Source organism: Glaciecola punicea, from assembly GCF_001756615.1.
Classification (GTDB): domain Bacteria; phylum Pseudomonadota; class Gammaproteobacteria; order Enterobacterales; family Alteromonadaceae; genus Glaciecola; species Glaciecola punicea.
On the sequence record NZ_LZXY01000005.1, the window covers coordinates 124,047 to 141,495 of the forward strand.

General features: G+C 42.6%; 13 protein-coding genes. 10 read left to right on the forward strand and 3 right to left on the reverse strand.

Features of this window, described 5'->3' with window-relative positions; translation table 11 throughout:
* Positions 1 to 5 precede the first annotated feature (5 nt).
* Together glgB and glgX are read left to right on the forward strand one after the other, a co-directional pair.
* Positions 6 to 2,192 (forward strand): 1,4-alpha-glucan branching protein GlgB, encoded by a 2,187-nt coding sequence (glgB, locus tag BAE46_RS08225; protein WP_006003303.1) that lies wholly within the window; start codon positions 6 to 8, stop codon positions 2,190 to 2,192.
* Positions 2,193 to 2,243: 51 nt separating this feature from the next.
* On the forward strand, positions 2,244 to 4,379 hold the full coding sequence (gene glgX, locus BAE46_RS08230; protein WP_083256836.1) for a glycogen debranching protein GlgX: 2,136 nt from the start codon (positions 2,244 to 2,246) through the stop codon (positions 4,377 to 4,379).
* Positions 4,380 to 4,387: 8 nt separating this feature from the next.
* Here glgX and BAE46_RS08235 read toward each other — a convergent pair whose 3' ends face one another.
* Entirely contained in the window at positions 4,388 to 5,731 is a 1,344-nt protein-coding gene (locus BAE46_RS08235; RefSeq protein WP_070112327.1) for a cation:dicarboxylate symporter family transporter, read from the reverse strand.
* A gap of 230 nt (positions 5,732 to 5,961) precedes the next feature.
* Between BAE46_RS08235 and BAE46_RS08240 the strand changes: the two genes are divergently transcribed.
* A complete protein-coding gene (locus tag BAE46_RS08240; RefSeq protein ID WP_006003307.1) occupies positions 5,962 to 6,132 on the forward strand; it encodes an SEC-C metal-binding domain-containing protein in 171 nt (56 codons plus the stop codon).
* Between the two features lie 41 nt (positions 6,133 to 6,173).
* On the opposite strand, the gene BAE46_RS08245 is transcribed toward BAE46_RS08240, so the two are convergent.
* Entirely contained in the window at positions 6,174 to 6,851 is a 678-nt protein-coding gene (locus tag BAE46_RS08245) for a cupin domain-containing protein (protein ID WP_006003308.1), read from the reverse strand.
* Between the two features lie 45 nt (positions 6,852 to 6,896).
* Positions 6,897 to 7,118, reverse strand: coding sequence for a hypothetical protein (locus tag BAE46_RS08250; RefSeq protein WP_006003309.1), 222 nt, complete (start codon positions 7,116 to 7,118; stop codon positions 6,897 to 6,899).
* Between the two features lie 524 nt (positions 7,119 to 7,642).
* Between BAE46_RS08250 and BAE46_RS08255 the strand changes: the two genes are divergently transcribed.
* From BAE46_RS08255 to ansA, 7 genes are all read left to right on the forward strand, one after another.
* Positions 7,643 to 9,088, forward strand: a complete 1,446-nt coding sequence (locus BAE46_RS08255) for a glyceraldehyde-3-phosphate dehydrogenase (RefSeq protein WP_070112329.1) — start codon at positions 7,643 to 7,645, stop codon at positions 9,086 to 9,088.
* A gap of 153 nt (positions 9,089 to 9,241) precedes the next feature.
* Positions 9,242 to 10,456: a M14 family metallopeptidase gene (locus BAE46_RS08260; RefSeq protein WP_051987280.1), complete on the forward strand. Its 1,215-nt coding sequence runs from the start codon at positions 9,242 to 9,244 to the stop codon at positions 10,454 to 10,456.
* 116 nt (positions 10,457 to 10,572) lie between these two features.
* Complete coding sequence (locus BAE46_RS08265; RefSeq protein WP_006003314.1) at positions 10,573 to 12,240, forward strand: alanine/glycine:cation symporter family protein; 1,668 nt, start codon at positions 10,573 to 10,575, stop codon at positions 12,238 to 12,240.
* Between the two features lie 203 nt (positions 12,241 to 12,443).
* On the forward strand, positions 12,444 to 12,776 hold the full coding sequence (locus BAE46_RS08270; RefSeq protein ID WP_006003319.1) for a zinc ribbon domain-containing protein: 333 nt from the start codon (positions 12,444 to 12,446) through the stop codon (positions 12,774 to 12,776).
* Positions 12,777 to 12,810: 34 nt separating this feature from the next.
* Positions 12,811 to 13,104 carry a YeaC family protein gene (locus BAE46_RS08275; RefSeq protein WP_006003321.1) on the forward strand — a complete coding sequence of 98 codons (294 nt, stop codon included), beginning with the start codon at positions 12,811 to 12,813 and terminating at the stop codon, positions 13,102 to 13,104.
* Positions 13,094 to 16,006 carry a DUF349 domain-containing protein gene (locus BAE46_RS08280; RefSeq protein WP_006003323.1) on the forward strand — a complete coding sequence of 971 codons (2,913 nt, stop codon included), beginning with the start codon at positions 13,094 to 13,096 and terminating at the stop codon, positions 16,004 to 16,006. Before BAE46_RS08275 ends, BAE46_RS08280 begins: the two co-directional genes overlap by 11 nt.
* 37 nt (positions 16,007 to 16,043) lie before the next feature.
* A complete protein-coding gene (gene ansA / locus BAE46_RS08285) occupies positions 16,044 to 17,063 on the forward strand; it encodes an asparaginase (protein WP_006003325.1) in 1,020 nt (339 codons plus the stop codon).
* Positions 17,064 to 17,449: the final 386 nt, after the last annotated feature.

A 17,449-nucleotide genomic window follows, 5' to 3' on the forward strand; every position in this document is an offset into this window, starting at 1 on the left:
TATACATGCACTTTGAGCAACAACTTTTAGAAGGCTGCTGTATGCATCCATTTTCGCAGTTGGGCTGGATAAGCAGTGCTAATAAAGCGTTTGTCAGTGTTTGGTTCCCCCAAGCTTCGGCCTTATCAATTCGAGATGCAAAAAGCCATGAAAAAATTGCTGATTTAAAAAAGTCAAACGCGGGCTTATTCACGGTAAACCTCAAAAGTGAAAAATCCAAATATCGGCTTTACGAGGTGGTTGCCCATACCCAAGACGGCGAATACATTTATACCGACCCTTACCAGTTTTCTGAAACGGCTTATAGCGCGGTGCACTTTATTGATCGTGCGCCACAAAACCTATATGAACAGGCTGGTGCGCAGCTAGTGACTAGCGACAATGGTGTTAAGGGTGTTCGTTTTGCAGTGTTTGCACCCAATGCCAGTGCAATATCACTCATTGGTGATTTCAACCACTGGGATAAGCAACTACATCCCATGCAAAAAACAGACATGGGCTACTGGGTACTATTTATCCCAAACTTAACGCCCGGTGCGCTATATAAATTTGCTATAAAAGACGCCCACGGTCATCAACTTCCAGACAAATCAGATCCCATAGGCTTTAGTCAACATCAGTATCCATCGCATTCATCAGTGGTGTATGACCATAAAGCTTATAAATGGAATGATGCTAAGTGGCATCAGACTAAAAAAGATCCTTATAAGTCGCCTATGAGCATATATGAGGTGCATTTAGGCTCGTGGAAGCGCCCAAGTGATCTTCACAAAACTTACCTAAGCTATGTGGAACTTGCGCATGACTTGATTGCTTATGTTAAAGAAATGGCCTACACCCATATAGAGGTCTTGCCCGTTTCTGAATTTCCGTTTGACGGCTCATGGGGGTATCAGCCGGTAGGCTTGTTTGCGCCTACTAGTCGTTTTGGCAGTCCCGACGACTTCAAATTTTTTGTAGACACATGTCATCAACAAAATATTGGCGTTATTGTGGATTGGGTGCCGGCGCATTTCCCTGAAGATGGCCACGGCCTTGCGCAATTTGATGGTACGCATGTCTATGAGTATGCCGATCCCCGTAAAGGCTGGCATCCAGACTGGAACTCATGTATCTATGATTTTGGTAAAGACACCGTGCGGCAGCTACTGGTGGCTAATGCGCTGTTTTGGTTTGATAAATATAAAGTAGATGGTATTCGGGTAGACGCCGTTGCCTCTATGCTGTATCTGGATTACTCTCGTAATCAAGGCGAGTGGCTACCTAATGTAGACGGCGGTAATCACAATTATGAAGCGATAAGCCTGCTGCAGTGGATAAACACAGCCGTGTATGCTCAATTTCCACAGGCCATTACGATAGCCGAAGAGTCAACCTCTTTTGCGGGCGTGTCAAAGCCGGTTTCTGCTGGCGGCCTAGGCTTTGGCTTCAAGTGGAATATGGGGTGGATGCACGACTCGCTTCACTATATTGCCAAAGACTCAGCTTACAGAGCTTATCATCATTGTGAGCTGACGTTTTCAATGGTATATGCCTATGACGAAAACTTTGTGCTGCCTATCTCTCACGATGAAGTGGTGCACGGCAAAGGTTCTATGATCCAAAAAATGCCGGGTGATGAATGGCAAAAATTTGCTAATTTACGCGCGTATTACGGTTTCATGTTCGGGCACCCGGGTAAAAAACTGCAGTTTATGGGAAATGAAATAGCACAAATCGCTGAATGGGATCACGACTTGTCTTTAGACTGGGACTGTTTGCAAACCCAAGGCGGCGATGGAAACTTTCACACTGGCATAAGTAATCTTTACAGGGCGCTTAACAAAGTATACGTAAAGGAGCCATGCTTGCACGCACTTGACCATGAACATAGTGGATTTAGATGGATAGACATTAACAATGCGCAGCACAGTATTCTATCCTTTGCCCGATTTAGCGGCTTACAAAACGATGTGGTCTTAGTTGTGAATAACTTCACCCCATCGGTATATGAACACTTTAAAATAGGTGTGCCTTTTGCGGGTAAATATAAATTAATACTCAATACCGACGATGCAGATTTTGGCGGCAGTGGCTATAAAGTTAAGCAAACCGTTAGCAGTAAAGCCATCGCCGCGAATGATTTTGATAACAGCGTCGATATTATTGTGCCGCCTCTGGCAACAATGTTTTTTAAAATTTTAGCGCGCTAGTTCGCCTGCATATACCTTCGCTACTAGCCTACAACAGAGTATCTTATTAACATGAGTCAGCAGTCTCAAACGACAAATATTGAAAAAGAATTCGTGGCCAGTGCCTTTGAATTACTGCCTGGAAATATGCAAGAGCTAGGCGCCGTATTATGTAAGCAAGGCTGTAATTTTGTGGTGTACGCCCCCGACGCTGAAGAAGTATTTATTTGCCTTTTTGACGAGAATGAGCAAGCTTTAGCGCAAATTTCCTTGCAAGAGCGAAGTAAGTCCAAATGGTTTGGCATCATTTCAAATGTTAAGCATGAGCATTTATATGCTATTCGTGTGCGGCCTAAAAAAGATAAACGTAGCCATCCGAATTCTCATATGAATAAGTTGCTCATCGACCCGTATGCAAAGGCACTTAATAGGCCATTGCAGTGGGACCCGAGTTTATATGAAGGTGACTCGCATGCTTTAGTGCCTAAAGCGCGCATAATGCAAACGTCCAGTACAAAGCTTGAACCCCTCAACGTTAAACCTGAGCAGCGAATTATTTATGAAACACATATTAAAGGTTTAAGCGCGAATCACCCTGAGGTGCCTCAAGCCATTAGAGGTAAATATTTAGGCGCGTGTCATCCTGCAATTATTGCTCATTTAAGCGAATTGGGAATTAGTAGCGTGCAGTTTTTACCCTTAATGTCGTTTATGCCTGAACCCTTTATTACTAAAAAGGGTCTGAGCAATTATTGGGGCTATAATCCTATTAATTTTTTTGCTGCTGAGCCGCGCTATGCGTTAAATGACGCGTTTACTGAATGCAAAGAAATGATACAAAGCTATCGAGATGCAGGCATAGAGGTCATTTTAGATGTGGTATTTAACCATACCTGTGAAAGCGGCCCCGATGGTCCAGTGCTCAGTTTTAGAGGCTTATGTGAGTCGCACGCTTACCTAATGCAGCATATTGATGAGTCAGAAACACCCCAGTATGTTAATTATTCAGGCTGTGGCAATACCGTAAAGGTGTCTGATCCGTTTATGCTGAATTTGCTGGTGGATGCCTTGCGTTATTGGGTCAGTGAGATGGGGGTTAGCGGTTTTCGCTTTGATCTGGCCAGTATTTTAGGCAGAGAAGCGTTTGACTTTAAAAGTAACGCGACTTTTTTTACAATTTTAAGACAAGACCCTATTTTAAACAAAGCGCTCATGCTTGCAGAGCCTTGGGATATCGGCCCTGGAGGATATCAGCTTGGGCAATATCCCGATTATTGGCTAGAAGTGAACGATAAATACAGAGACGTTGTGCGCGGCTTCTGGCGCGGCGATAAAGGTCTAAAAGGAGAGTTTGCAACCCGTCTCTTAGGCTCCAGAGATGTGTTTCATAAAAATGTTAGGCCTATGCATGCTAGTGTGAACAACGTGAGCTATCACGACGGTTTTACGCTGCATGATATTGTGTGCTATGAGCAAAAACATAATGAGGCAAACTTAGAAGAAAACCGTGATGGGCATGATCACAACTTAAGCGCTAATTATGGCGTTGAGGGGCCCAGTACTGATAAAAAAATAATTGCTCTGCGTGAGCAGCAAAAACGTAATTTATTTGCGACTTTAATTCTCAGCCAAGGCACGCCGCATATTTTAGGCGGGGATGAGATAAGCCGCACGCAAAGCGGAAACAACAATGCCTACTGCCAAGACAATAATATCAACTGGTACGACTGGACTTTAGATTCAACTAAGCACTCTTTTCTCGAATTTTGCCGCTATATGACTAGCTTGCGCAACAACAATCCGTTACTGCAGCAAATGAATTTCGATGATGATCTTTACGATAATAGACAAAACGTCACGCAAGCCAACTGGTATCGTCGCGATGGTAGCCTTAAGACAGACATAGACTGGGTTAATCATGAGCATCATTGCTTTGCGCTGCACATTGTGGGCGAAATAGTCATTGACAACAACGCAGAGTCCCAAGAATGGTTGCTGTGCATCAACAGCTTAGATAAAGATCGCGATTTCACTTTACCTATTTTAAAAAGCAGTGAGCCATGGCAGTGCTTTTTAAACACGGCGCAGGCAAATATGAGTACTTATGCAACTTTGCCAATTGAACCATCGTTTAGTTTACAAGCGCGTTCTATGCACTTATATAGAAAAACTAGTGTTGAATCAGCGGCTGGTCTTGCGCCGCTATGACGCTTATATTACTCAGGCGGTTTTATTATTTTACTGGTTATTACCCCAGAGATCATGGAGCCTGATACATTCAACGCGGTGCGCGCCATATCAATTAAAGGTTCGATTGAAATGAGTAAGGCGACCACCTCAATCGGCAAGCCCATGGTGGGTAGAACCACTAAGGCTGCAAAAGTAGCGCCGCCGCCAACGCCCGCGATCCCAAATGAACTAATCACCACAATGCCAATGAGTGGCAGTATAAAGCCTAAGGTCATAGGATCGATGCCTACGCTTGGCGCGACCATTATGGCTAGCATGGCAGGATAAATGCCGGCACAACCGTTTTGTCCTATAGTGGCACCAAATGAAGCTGATAAGTTGGCAATAGCCGGTGGCACCTTAAGCTGATTAATTTGCACTTCAATATTCATAGGAATAGCGGCTGCTGAACTGCGCGAACTAAAGGCAAAGGTAAGTACCGGCCAAATCTTTTTGAAAAACTCTTTAGGGTTAACGCCCGCTAAACTAAGCAAAAAGCCATGCACTATAAACATCAGCAAAATGGCCACATACGAAGCAACAATAAAGGCGAGTAAGTTTAGAATATCACTGCCGCTTGAGTTTGCTATTACGCTAGCCATAAGCGCTGCAACGCCAAAGGGTGTAAGTGAAATTATCATCTTAACTAGGCTCATAACGGTCGCCTGTAAAGCGTTTACACCTGTTTTGATGGGGCCTGCTAAGTCAGTGCGCTGTAATACCACTTTGCGCGCCGCAATGCCGACTAACACACCAAAAATAACAACGGCAATAATCGAGCTAGAACGATCATTGCTTAAATCAGCAAAGGGGTTTTGTGGGATGAAACTTAGCAACATTTGCGGTACCGTTAAGTCTGCAACATCGTTTGCTTTGCTTTGTAAGTTCGTCATTTGCGCAGTTTCGCGGGCGCCTGACACTAAGCCATCTATATTTAAGTTAAATCCGTAGGTTACGGCGATACCTATAATAGCGGCAATAGCCGTGGTAAATAATAAAATGGAAATGCTCACAAAAGAGATTTTGCCTAAGGAACCTTGCTTTTCAAGCTGCACTACTGCGGCAATCATAAACACCAGTACCAACGGCATTATTATCATCTTCAACAGCCCAACATAGCCTTGACCCACGAGCGCAACCCAACTTAATACTGCGCTGGTGACCTCGGGCTGAGTTGCAAATAAAAATTGTAGCAACAAGCCATAAACACTGCCTAGCAGCAAGCCAAATAATACATTGCGAGAGAGGCTTTCGCTCTTTTTTGAAAATGCATAAATAGCAAACAATAAACCAACAAATAGTGCGAGCATTAAGACTACGCTAAACGACATGACATTCTCTTTTACACGATAATTCAGCGCGGCACTTTAACGCTTTAAAAATATTTAAGAAAATACGCTTTTGCTATGACTTAAACGAAATTGATATGGTCTTATTATTTTTGCTACGCATTAACCGACACGTGAAATGCACATCGACTTTGTCAATCATGATGATATTGCTATGAGGCACTACTAAATGTCTTTATACTTATAGGGTCGAATCTAATGGGGCCACAAATATGACAAATAAAATAGTAGAACATGGCGAAGAAGGGCACGTTCATGGTCCAGAGTGCGGCCATCACCATGAGTCTCAAACTCCTATTGTTAGAGGCGGCGCTAAAATTGGCCGAAATGACCTTTGTCCATGCGGTAGTAACAAAAAATACAAAAAGTGCTGCGCTAAATAGAGCTCCCTCTTGCCCGTCTACTTTTTTAGATGTAAAGGAAGCTATGCGCAAAGCACTCGCTCAAGCTGTTTTTCGACGTCATGTAGGTGGTTTTGTTTTAGCCACAGCCGTACAGGTGTTTTTGCTGTTAACACTAGCGGCTCGTCAACAGCTTTACGCAACCATGAGAACTTAAACATAGTAATTGCGTGTGTATTGCTTTGCAGATCAGCTTCTCCGTGTAGCATAAATATTTCAATCCCCTTGTGATGGTTAATTGCGAATACTTCATTAGGCCTTAATGTCACGCAAAACACTTGTTCGTATTTACTTTCAAATAACGACTGTTTGTGAGATTGATCCACATTTTTTATCTTGGCGGCCATTTGATGTTGGTCATTTGGATCAAACTGCCACAGCTTCACAAAAATAGTACAGCCTACTTCAGAGCCAGGAGTGTGCGATGATTGCGGCGGATTTCTCATATAAGTACCGACAGGATAATCGCCGTGTTCGTCTTGAAAAACACCTGTAAGAACAACGAATTCCTCACCACCATTGTGAACATGAGGTGAAAATTGACTGCCTGGCGCATATCGCACGATGCTAGTAGCACGGGCTACTTCATTCCCCACACGATCAAGCATCTTTCGCTCAACACCTTGCATAGGCGACGCTATCCATTTACGTTCCTGAGCATGAACCACCACCGTGGTATCGAAATTTGCATTTATATTCATATGTACTTTAGCCTGAAGGTGATCTACTTGATTTTACGCTTTTGCTTATTGCTTTTCTTCAATAGCTTTTACTCTAGCACGAATATCATTGAGCACTAGAAAAGCTCCGAAAAAGACTGCACCAAATATTGCAGAAGCAACAAGGCCCACTATTGCACCTATGACGCCTCCCGATTGCCAGCCGCCAACGAAACCTGCAATGAGTAAAAGCCAAAGTCCTATTTCCAAAAGAAGCGTGTAAAGATTTACCACTATTTTTGATAACATTATAATTTCCTTTTTATTAATCCCCCTCGTTTTTTCACACAAGATTTGTGAGGTGGAAACCAAATCTTTACTTCTATAAAAACTCTAAAGGAGTTAGTGCTAACGTGTAAGCTATTTATTGCATATTAACACCAACCCCTTTAAATCGCTGATTTCTCAAAAGTAAAAGTGAGCTAAGAATAAGGCAAATACCCTAAATTACCGGTGTTATTAGGCTGATAAACACCTTGATGCCCATAAAAGTCGGCATATTGAAAAGACATTAGTCGTATACCCTTTTTTTTAAATGTAATTTAATTACGGTTACCATTGAATACTTTACATATCTATCGGTTTATACCATTGCTTTTAGTGACAAGCTTGTTGAACGCTGTCTTATTGTCAACGAATTACAGAAGTAATGGTGTATATAACAACAAATGTCATAAATCTGAAAGTTTCCATCAATTTGGTGTTTTAGTGTTCTTTGCATAGAATATCCACTGGCGTAAAGTTGGCAAGTGCACAAGCAAAGGAAACGTTATATGAATCAGCAGTTTGAACAAGAATTACAGTCAAGTTGGCAAGAAAGGCAAGAATTTGCAGAGAAAATGTTACCGATAGTTGGCAGATTGTATCGCGGTAGTGCCGTAGAAATTTTAGTGTATGGTCGACCAGTGCTCAATGCCAGTGTAATTGACATTATTAAAGCGCATCGCCGAGTACGACAGTTTGAAGGCTCAAAGCTACGCCTACGTGAAAGCTGGCCTATCCTTGAGGCAATAAGCGAAATGAAACTTGCCCCTTGTCAAATCGATATTGGCAAACTTGCTTACGAATTTAATTACGGTGAGAAGGCTGTTGAAAATGCCAATATTCAGGCTTTTTTACGCACCAAACTTAGCCAGGTATTAGATAAAGTTGACGAGCACAAGCCACGAGATGTCGTACTTTATGGCTTTGGTAGAATAGGGCGCTTGCTAGCTCGGCTTATGATTGAACGCCAAGGCAAAGCCAACAAGCTACGTTTAAAAGCAATAGTGGTGAGAGGCGGCAGCGACGGCGATTTAGAAAAACGCGCAAGCTTGTTGCGTCGAGATTCCGTTCACGGCCCGTTTAACGGCAGTATTACGATAGACAAAGAGCGCAATGCGATAAAAGCTAACGGCTCATTTATTCAAGTCATTTATGCCAATCACCCAAGTGAAATAGATTACACAAAATATGGCATAAGCAACGCTATAGTTGTAGATAACACCGGCATGTGGCGAGACGAAGAAGGTTTGTCGCAGCACTTACAGGCTAAGGGCGCTGCTAAAGTGCTGCTGACCGCGCCAGGCAAAGGCAACATTAAGAATATAGTGCATGGCGTTAATCACCGCGATATTTTGCCCAGCGACACTATATTGTCTGCCGCGAGTTGCACCACCAACGCAATTACGCCGGTATTAAAAGCCTTAGATGAAGAATATGGCATCGACAGTGGACATGTTGAAACAGTGCATTCTTTCACTAACGATCAAAACCTGATTGATAATTACCATAAAGCAGAACGCCGAGGCCGTGCCGCCACCCTCAACATGGTTATTACCGAAACAGGCGCTGCAAAAGCAGTATCTAAAGCTTACCCTAAACTAGAAGGTAAACTGACCGGCAATGCGATTCGTGTGCCTACGCCTAATGTGTCTATGGCAATTTTGAATTTGAATTTACAAAAAAACACCGACAAAGAGAGCATCAATACTTTCTTGCGTAACACCTCTTTATTCAGTGATTTACAGCATCAAATCGATTACACCTCGTCAACCGAAATAGTGTCTACCGATCTGGTGGGTACACGCGCTGCAGCTATTGTGGATTCGCAAGCCACTATTGTTGCCGACAATCGCACAACCTTGTACGTGTGGTATGACAATGAATTTGGCTATAGCGTGCAAGTAATGCGTGTGGTTACCGATATGGCTGAATTAACGGTGCCAACCCTGCCTTAGTTAGCATAAGGGGCGTTGTCAAAACCATGCTTGAACAAACTAAAAAAGCTGTTTAGTGCAATCTACGCCGCTTTTTTTTATTACAGGTTTTGCAAATCTACTTTGTTTGCTAGTATACAGAAAAATAACAATAACAAGCGTGCGTGCCTGCTTATGTCAAATACCGTAAATGCGTCAAATAAGTCACTTAAGCCCATTCTTTCAATTAGTAGCAATTTCGATAGTGGCAATATTAAAGTGCTAGGGCTCAACGCGCCCAACGATATTCAACTGGCCATAAATAAAGACAATGATTCTGAATTTTACCAGTGGTTCCATTTTAAGCTGCATGCCACTGCCTTCATTGAATATAAATTACATATTAATGACTTGGCCAAATCGGCTTATCCAGACGGTTGGAAAGGTTATCAGGCTGTAGCGTCTTACGATCGTGAAACATGGTTTAGAGTCGACACTGAATTTACCGGTAATCAACTCATTATCGATTTAACCCCAGAGTACGACAGCGTTTATTTTGCTTACTTTGCCCCTTACAGCTACGAGCGTCATCTAGACCTCATTGCCAACGCGCAAATGAGCTTTGACTGCAGACATGAGCTGCTTGGCTTAACGCTCGACGGCAGGGAACTTAACTTACTTGTTATCGGTGAGCTTGATGCCCACGCATCTAGCAACGATACAGACAGTTCCCAGCAAACACCCGCAAAACATAAAGTATGGATAACAGCCCGTCAACATCCAGGTGAAACTATGGCGCAGTGGCTAATCGAAGGCCTACTGGGTCGATTGTTAGATGAAGACGATGGTCTTGCCAAAATACTGCTGCAGCACTGCGTTTTTTATGTTGTGCCTAATATGAACCCTGACGGCAGCGTTCGAGGACACCTGCGTACCAATGCCGCTGGCATAAATCTTAACAGAGAATGGGCAAAGCCAAGCGCCGATAAAAGTCCAGAGGTATTTCACGTACTCAACAAAATGCAAGAAACGGACGTAGATATATTTCTTGACGTTCACGGAGATGAAGCCTTACCGTATAATTTTGTGGCGGGAAGTGAAGGTATTCCAGGTTACGATGAGCGTATTAAAATGCTCGAAGACACTTTCAAAGACTCACTAATGGCAACCACGCCTGAATTTCAGGATGTTTATGGCTATGACAAAGACGAACCGGGCAAAGCTAATCTTTCCATAGCCAATAACGCCGTTGCGCATAAGTTTAATTGCCTTGCCTACACTTTAGAAATGCCCTTTAAAGACAATGCGGATTTACCTGATGAAAGCTTCGGCTGGTCGATAGCAAGGTGTCAGCAATTGGGCGAAGATGTACTGGTGGCGGTTAACGCTGTTGTTAAAAAACTTTCTTAAGAAGAACGTATAAATAAACATTATTAGTTTGAGCGAAAATAAAACCTAAGTTAAACAAGGTAACAAAAGCTCAACGTCAACGGTTTTACACGCCAACAATAAAAAGGAATAATAAAGTGGACGTATTACACGATTTTTTTAAATTACTCGACAGTTTTTTAGGCTCTGCTGTCTGGTTTCCGTATGCGCTATTAGGTACTGGTGCTTTTTTTACTATTTATTTAAAGTTTCCGCAAATACGTTATTTTAAGCATGCCTGGAGAGTAGTAACAGGCAAGTTTGACAAAAAAGGCGCTCCAGGAGATACCACGCATTTTCAATCTCTCACCACGGCGCTTTCGGGCACGGTGGGCACCGGTAATATTGGCGGTGTTGCACTGGCTATTTTTCTAGGCGGCCCTGCTGCACTATTTTGGATGTGGGCCACTGCATTTTTTGGCATGACGACCAAGTTTGTGGAAGTAACCTTGTCGCACAAGTACCGCGAAAAAACTGCCGATGGTACCTTCTCAGGCGGTCCCATGTACTACATGGATAAAAAATTAAACATGAAATGGCTAGCGGTGGTTTTCGCGGTGGCCACGGTTATCAGTTCATTTGGCACCGGTAACCTACCGCAAAGTAACAGTATAGCGATCACCATGGAAGCCACCTTTGGCTTTGAACCTTGGATAGTGGGCAGCGTGTTAGCCATACTGTTGGGTTTAGTCATATTAGGCGGCATAACCCGTATTGCGGCAGTTACTTCTAGGGTTGTGCCGTTTATGGCCGTGGTATATATCGTGGGTGCATTTTCGGTCATTTTTTTCAACATCGAAAATGTGGGTCCTGCTTTTGTATCAATCTTTACCGACGCTTTCACCGGCTCAGCCGCAGCGGGTGGTTTCTTAGGCGCAACCTTTGCATACGCTTTTAACCGCGGTGTCAACCGAGGCTTATTTTCAAACGAAGCTGGACAAGGTTCAGCGCCTATTGCCCACGCAGCTGCTAAAACAGAAGAGCCTGTTTCTGAAGGTATGGTGTCAATATTAGAGCCTTTCATCGATACCATTATAATATGTACTCTTACCGGCTTAGTTATTTTAAGTTCTGGGGTGTGGAATGAAAAACACGAAAATATATTCGACCGCTCTGATATGTATTACGTGCAGGGTTCTCTTTCGCAAGACAATATCGCCGATTCCACCAATGTATTTCAATATTTAAACAAACTAGACGGCACTACAATAGAGCCTTTCAATGGCACGATTGCGGTAGTGAATGGTGTCGCAGTCTCTGACGGTTTTACGCTAATTAACGCCCGTTCTTTCGCTGAAGAAGTGACTTATCATGTAGGTTCGCTAGATGATCTGTTTTCGGGCACCTTAATTATTGAAGACGGATCTATCACGCGCGACAATATTATTGTACATGGAAAATCGCTCATTCACTCAGCGACCCTCACCACATTGGCATTTACCAAAGGTTATTTTGGTGACTTTGGCCAATACATCGTTTCTATAGGGCTGTTACTATTTGCGTTTTCAACTGCTATCGCTTGGTCCTACTATGGCGATAGAGCCATGACTTATTTATTTGGACCCGCCTCGGTAATGCCTTACAGGGTGGTATATGTATTTGCCTTCTTGTGGGCTGCAGTGTCAGATACCACCTTAGTATGGACTTTGTCAGCGGTGGCAATAGTGGTCATGACATTACCAAACTTAGTGGGTATCTTATTGCTGAGAAAAGATATGAAAGATTCGGTTAAAGCATACTGGGATAAAGTAAAAGTGGCTAAATAGAGCAATGCTTTAGCGCTTGATATTAGACTACCTTTCATCGGAACGTTACGTTTGAAAGAGCGTCCTTGCTGATATATTATGCAAGGGCGTATTTCAATATAAAAATATTGATGAGTAAGGGCTTTTGATTATCAGGCCATTTAACGTGGGTTTGTAGGGTGAAAAGTACGAAGTAATTAATATAGGGGAAATGCAAAGGTATTATGGCAATTATTAACTGTCCATCTTGTAACAAAACAATTTCTGACAAAGCCAAAAGCTGTTCTCACTGTAAACATGAATTTGGTGATATCAGCGCAGAGGATATTCGTAGAAAAGCCGCGGCTAAACGCTACAAAGCGATGCAGAAAATTCAAAACCAATCCATGCTAGCAATGTTACTGTTCATTATAGGGTGCTATTTCGCTTTTTTAGGTGATTTTCCCGCAGGCAAAAATGGTATATTGATGTACAATGCTTCCATTGCGATTACGATCATTGGCTTTATATGGTACGCCATTAACAGAGTGCGTATTACACTTATAAAACGAAGCTAACATTCGGTGTTTTTTATCAGGTATAGGGTATTTTATGCAAGCTGAACAGCTACTGGCGGTAATGTCACCAGACATTTACGGCAAATTTAAACAGGCCATCGAAACTGGTAAATGGCTAGACGGAAAGCCCTTAAGCCCACAGCAGCGTGAAACGGTGCTGCAAGCGGTGTTGATGTATCAAGCCAAAGTAGAGCAGTCTGAAGAACATATGACCGTGGGGAAAAATGGCGAGATTGTGCAAAAATCTCGACAGCAGTTACAGCAAGAGCTTAAACAAGCACAGTCTAAAGAAATAAATATAGCGCGGTTTAAACAGGATGATTTTTAGTCAGTTTTTTTCCCCCAACCACAAGAGTAGTGATCCTGAAAAGCGTATTGCTAGCATAGACAAACTTAATAAAGACACAAAAAAAGACAAGAGCATACTGCACGAGCTTGCTTTTAACGACGATAATGACGCGGTATCTCTTACTGCACTCAACAAGCTCGATTCCTTTGTGCTATGGATGAAATCGGCAGAAGCATCGGCATCGCTGCGCATAAAAAAACATGCTATGCAAGTTTGTATTGCGCAGCTTGAAGATGAAAAAATTGTCTCAGATAAGTTGTTTTTAGCATTTATAGGTGAAAGTAAAAACAAGCCATTGTTAGAGCAACTGCTTTTTTCCAGCAAGCGCTTACAAAGACAAGATACACTAGCATTAAACACACTATTTTCACTCAAAAATGCAAACCATATTCGCCGCTTTTATCAAGAACATGCCAGCATAAGCCAGCAAATCCTCATTGTCGATAAAACCCACGATGTTAAAACACTGTCTAGAATGAACAAATACGCAAAAGATGCGCGCGTTGCGAGCGCGATTAGCGATAAAGTCACGAACGTGTCGCTTATGGCGGAAAAGCCACTAAAAATCACCCAGCAAATAAGCATGATTAATTCTAGATTGTTGGCGCTAAAAGACGCCCAAGACTACGAGTATTTGCGCACACAGTTAGAGCAGCTTAGCCGCGAATTTGAAAGTTTACAGCCCGACATTGAATGTTTAGGCGACGTTGTGCAGTGTTCATTAAGTGAAAAATATGAAAGCCTAAAAGCGGTAGTTGTAAGTAAGTTAGCCACATTCGAAGAGGCACATAGAAAAACACAAAGGCTTGAACAAACAAGCTCACAGTTGCGCGATCTGCAGGAACGATGCAAGCAAGTGCAAGTGCAAATAGAAGCATTAAATCGCCAGGAGCCTCACGCTCATAAAACTGCCGAAAACACAGCTGAAAACAACGCTATAAATCCTGCCGACAGTACCACGGATAATGTACAAGCCTTCGTCACGATCTTGAGTACAACCTTAGAAGATGTCACAAAGACGATAAGCGTAATTGATCAAAAAACGCATACACAAACTCACATTCAACAGCTTGCACGCCTAAGATCTTTTGTTGAACATCTGCAAGCTCAGTTAGCAAATGTATTTGATATTGTTGAGTTTGCATACAAGGGTAAGCTTATAAGTGAAGCATTAGCGCAGCTATTTTTAGATCACGAAAAACAAAGTGAAAGCCTGATATCACAGGGAGAAATTGTGGTTTTAAAGGAAAAAATCAGTGTGCAAAAAGCCGCATTTGCGCAGCTCAAAGAAGATGCTAAGGGACTACTACCATCGCACGTTAGTAAAGAGTTCTCTCAAACACTGTCAACCGTAAATGCGCTAGTTAAACAGCTAAACGATCACTACAAGCAAATTGAATATAAATGTGAAAATAAGCTGAAAGTAGTTGACAGAATGATAACGCAGGGTAAGTTTAAACCCGCAATGGCGATGTTTCATAACGTACAAAATTTATATGAAAGAGTGGCAGGAAATGCGCCAGTGCGTTTACAAAAACTGTTTGACCATACCTCTGCCCAGATTAATAAGCTGCAAGAATGGCAGGCTTACATTGCTCAACCTCGTAAGCCGGCATTGCTTGAGCAGGCCGAAGCATTAGCAGACAGTATATTTGAAGATCCCTATGAGCGCTCTCATAGAGTTAGAATATTAAGGCAAGAATGGAATAGCTTAGGTCAATTGCATACGCCTGAAGATGAAGCTGATAACAAAGCTTTCGACGCACTTGTAGAAAAAGCGTTTGTGCCCTGCAGAGCCTTTTTTGCCGAATTAGAAAGACAACGAGAGTTAAACTACCAAAAAGCTCTAGACCTTATTCAAGAAGCAAAAAGCTTAGACAATGAACTGCCAGCACCAGAGTTAGCCTCGAAAATGGGGGCCTTGAAGGTGCAGTTTAATAAACTAGGTGAGCTTGAAAAAAGCCAAATAAGTAAAGTGCGACGTGATTTCACCAAGGCATTAAAGCCACTAGGCGCTATCATTAACAGCGCGCAGCAGCAGTGCGCACAGCAAAAGCAGGGATTGATTAATCAAGCTAAAAAAATTGCAGATGAGTCCACAGAAGAAGCACAACTGTCCCAAGGCGTCGAAAAAGCTAAGCTGATGCAGCAAAAGTGGCAGCAAATTGGGTTTGCGGGTAAAAATATCGACAATGAGCTTTGGCAGGCATTTAGGCAAGCTAATGATGAGCTCTTTAACCGTTTTCATAAACATATGAATGCTAAAAAAGACGCCAGCCAAGCGCAATTTAAAGGTATAGATAGAGAGATAAGTCAGCTTATCGCTAAAGTAAAAGCGGCCAAAAACAGCGGTGAACTTCAGTTTTATGAATCTGAGTATACTGCGCTAGAAGAAAAAGTTAAAGCGTCAGACGCGCAAAGCTTTAAAAAATTACAGCCACACTTACGCAAAGCTGACGATATATATACGCAGGCCAATGAGCGCCTAAAAAAGCAGCAGAGCACGTCGGCGCTCAATAATTTGTTTGGTTTTCTCCAGTCGTATAACACCATTGAATTGCCTGATGAGCATGAGTATTTGCTAGGGCGATACAAATCATGGGTAAAAGGCGATGTGCCCAAAGTCGATTTACTGGTTGGTTTGGATAGACTCGCGCTTACGCAAGTTGCGGCGCTATTAATAGACGTACCTTATGCAAGTATACCTGTTGGTGATGAAGCCACACGTCAAAATTTACAGTTACAGATGATGGCCGCAAAACTTCAAGGCGACAGTGTAATTGAACCAGAGACGGTGTTAGCCACGTGGGTGAGTAGGGGGCCAATTCAAAACATAGAACAAGATAGTTTGCAGGCGATGAAGAAGCTTTTTACGCGTTAGTTAAGCCCGTTATTATATGTAAAGTGAACGACAAAAAATGAGTAAAAAAAAGCATATTTATGTAGCCTATACCGGCGGCACTATTGGCATGAAACCCTCTGTTAAGGGATTTGTGCCTGCCGCGGGCTACTTGTCTGAAACGGTGGCAAAAATGCCAGAGTTTCATCGCAGTGAAATGCCAAACTTTACCATTCATGAATACAGCAAACTACTCGATTCTAGCGATATGAGCCCCTCTGATTGGCTAGACATTGCCCAAGATATTGCCTCTAATTACGACCAATATGACGGTTTTATTATACTGCATGGAACCGACACCATGGCGTATACCAGCTCGGCCTTGTCTTTCATGTTGGAAGGGTTGCAAAAGCCAGTCATTATAACGGGCTCACAAATTCCGCTGGCTCAGCTGCGCTCAGATGGCCAAGCCAACTTGCTTAATGCGCTCTACATTGCAGCCAACTACCCGATAACAGAAGTGACTTTGTTTTTTAACAATAAGCTTTTTAGAGGTAATCGCGCGCGTAAAGTTGACGCAGATGGTTTTGATGCATTCGACTCGCCTAATTTTCCGCATTTACTTAGCGCTGGCATTCATATTGAAGTGAACACACAACTACCTGCTTTGCCCACAAAAGCCTCTAGACTGACGGTTAGCCCAACTAAAAGCCAGCCAATAGGGATGGTCAATTTATACCCAGGCATTAGCAGTTCGGTGCTAACAAACATTATTCAACAGCCTGTGAATGCCTTAATTCTGTTGAGCTACGGGGTGGGCAATGCGCCGCAAAATTCTCAGCTTTTGAGTCAAATTGACAAAGCCACCAAGCAAGGAATTATCGTGGTTAACTGCACGCAGTGTATGCGCGGCACCGTAAATATGTCGGGCTATGCAAACGGCAAGTTCGTTGAAGAAACAGGCGTAGTGTCGGGTAAAGATATAACCCCCGAAGCGGCATTGGCTAAACTGCATTACTTGTTAAGTAAAGACGATCTTTCTAATGTGCAAATGCGCCAGTCTATGGCGCTTAATTTGCGCGGTGAAATGACGGATTAAGTCTCAATTACGTGCTTTATGTGCACTGCTAGGTCGTCAAATTACTTGTTATTCTACTTTTATAATCATTACGAAAAAAATCCAACGCTTTAACAAGTTAAGCTTTGGTCAAACGAAGACTGCTTAAAAGTGTCTTTTAAAACAAAAACCGCAGCATTTCGGCTATAGATACTATTACTTTTTACTTAGTGTTAATAAAGTTGGCTCAATTTAAATAGAGATGGCTCAAATGGTCTTTTTGTTTAAACAAAGTGGGCTCAATTCAATTTTGTTCTGGCTCGGATTAACTGCAATGGAAGTCTGTCAGCGATGGAATTTGCAAAGTAAGCGATGATTGCGAACAGTAAATTTAATGAAAACGTTTCTGATTAATCTAATTACCGTTA

Coding starts and splice junctions, on each gene's coding strand:
- glgB (WP_006003303.1), top strand. CDS start 6: ATGCACTTTGAGCAACAACTTTTAGAAGGCTGCTGTATGCATCCATTT.
- BAE46_RS08255 (WP_070112329.1), top strand. CDS start 7,643: ATGAATCAGCAGTTTGAACAAGAATTACAGTCAAGTTGGCAAGAAAGG.
- BAE46_RS08250 (WP_006003309.1), bottom strand. CDS start 7,118: ATGTTATCAAAAATAGTGGTAAATCTTTACACGCTTCTTTTGGAAATA.
- glgX (WP_083256836.1), top strand. CDS start 2,244: ATGAGTCAGCAGTCTCAAACGACAAATATTGAAAAAGAATTCGTGGCC.
- BAE46_RS08240 (WP_006003307.1), top strand. CDS start 5,962: ATGACAAATAAAATAGTAGAACATGGCGAAGAAGGGCACGTTCATGGT.
- BAE46_RS08260 (WP_051987280.1), top strand. CDS start 9,242: ATGTCAAATACCGTAAATGCGTCAAATAAGTCACTTAAGCCCATTCTT.
- BAE46_RS08245 (WP_006003308.1), bottom strand. CDS start 6,851: ATGAATATAAATGCAAATTTCGATACCACGGTGGTGGTTCATGCTCAG.
- BAE46_RS08270 (WP_006003319.1), top strand. CDS start 12,444: ATGGCAATTATTAACTGTCCATCTTGTAACAAAACAATTTCTGACAAA.
- BAE46_RS08280 (WP_006003323.1), top strand. CDS start 13,094: ATGATTTTTAGTCAGTTTTTTTCCCCCAACCACAAGAGTAGTGATCCT.
- BAE46_RS08275 (WP_006003321.1), top strand. CDS start 12,811: ATGCAAGCTGAACAGCTACTGGCGGTAATGTCACCAGACATTTACGGC.
- ansA (WP_006003325.1), top strand. CDS start 16,044: ATGAGTAAAAAAAAGCATATTTATGTAGCCTATACCGGCGGCACTATT.
- BAE46_RS08235 (WP_070112327.1), bottom strand. CDS start 5,731: ATGTCGTTTAGCGTAGTCTTAATGCTCGCACTATTTGTTGGTTTATTG.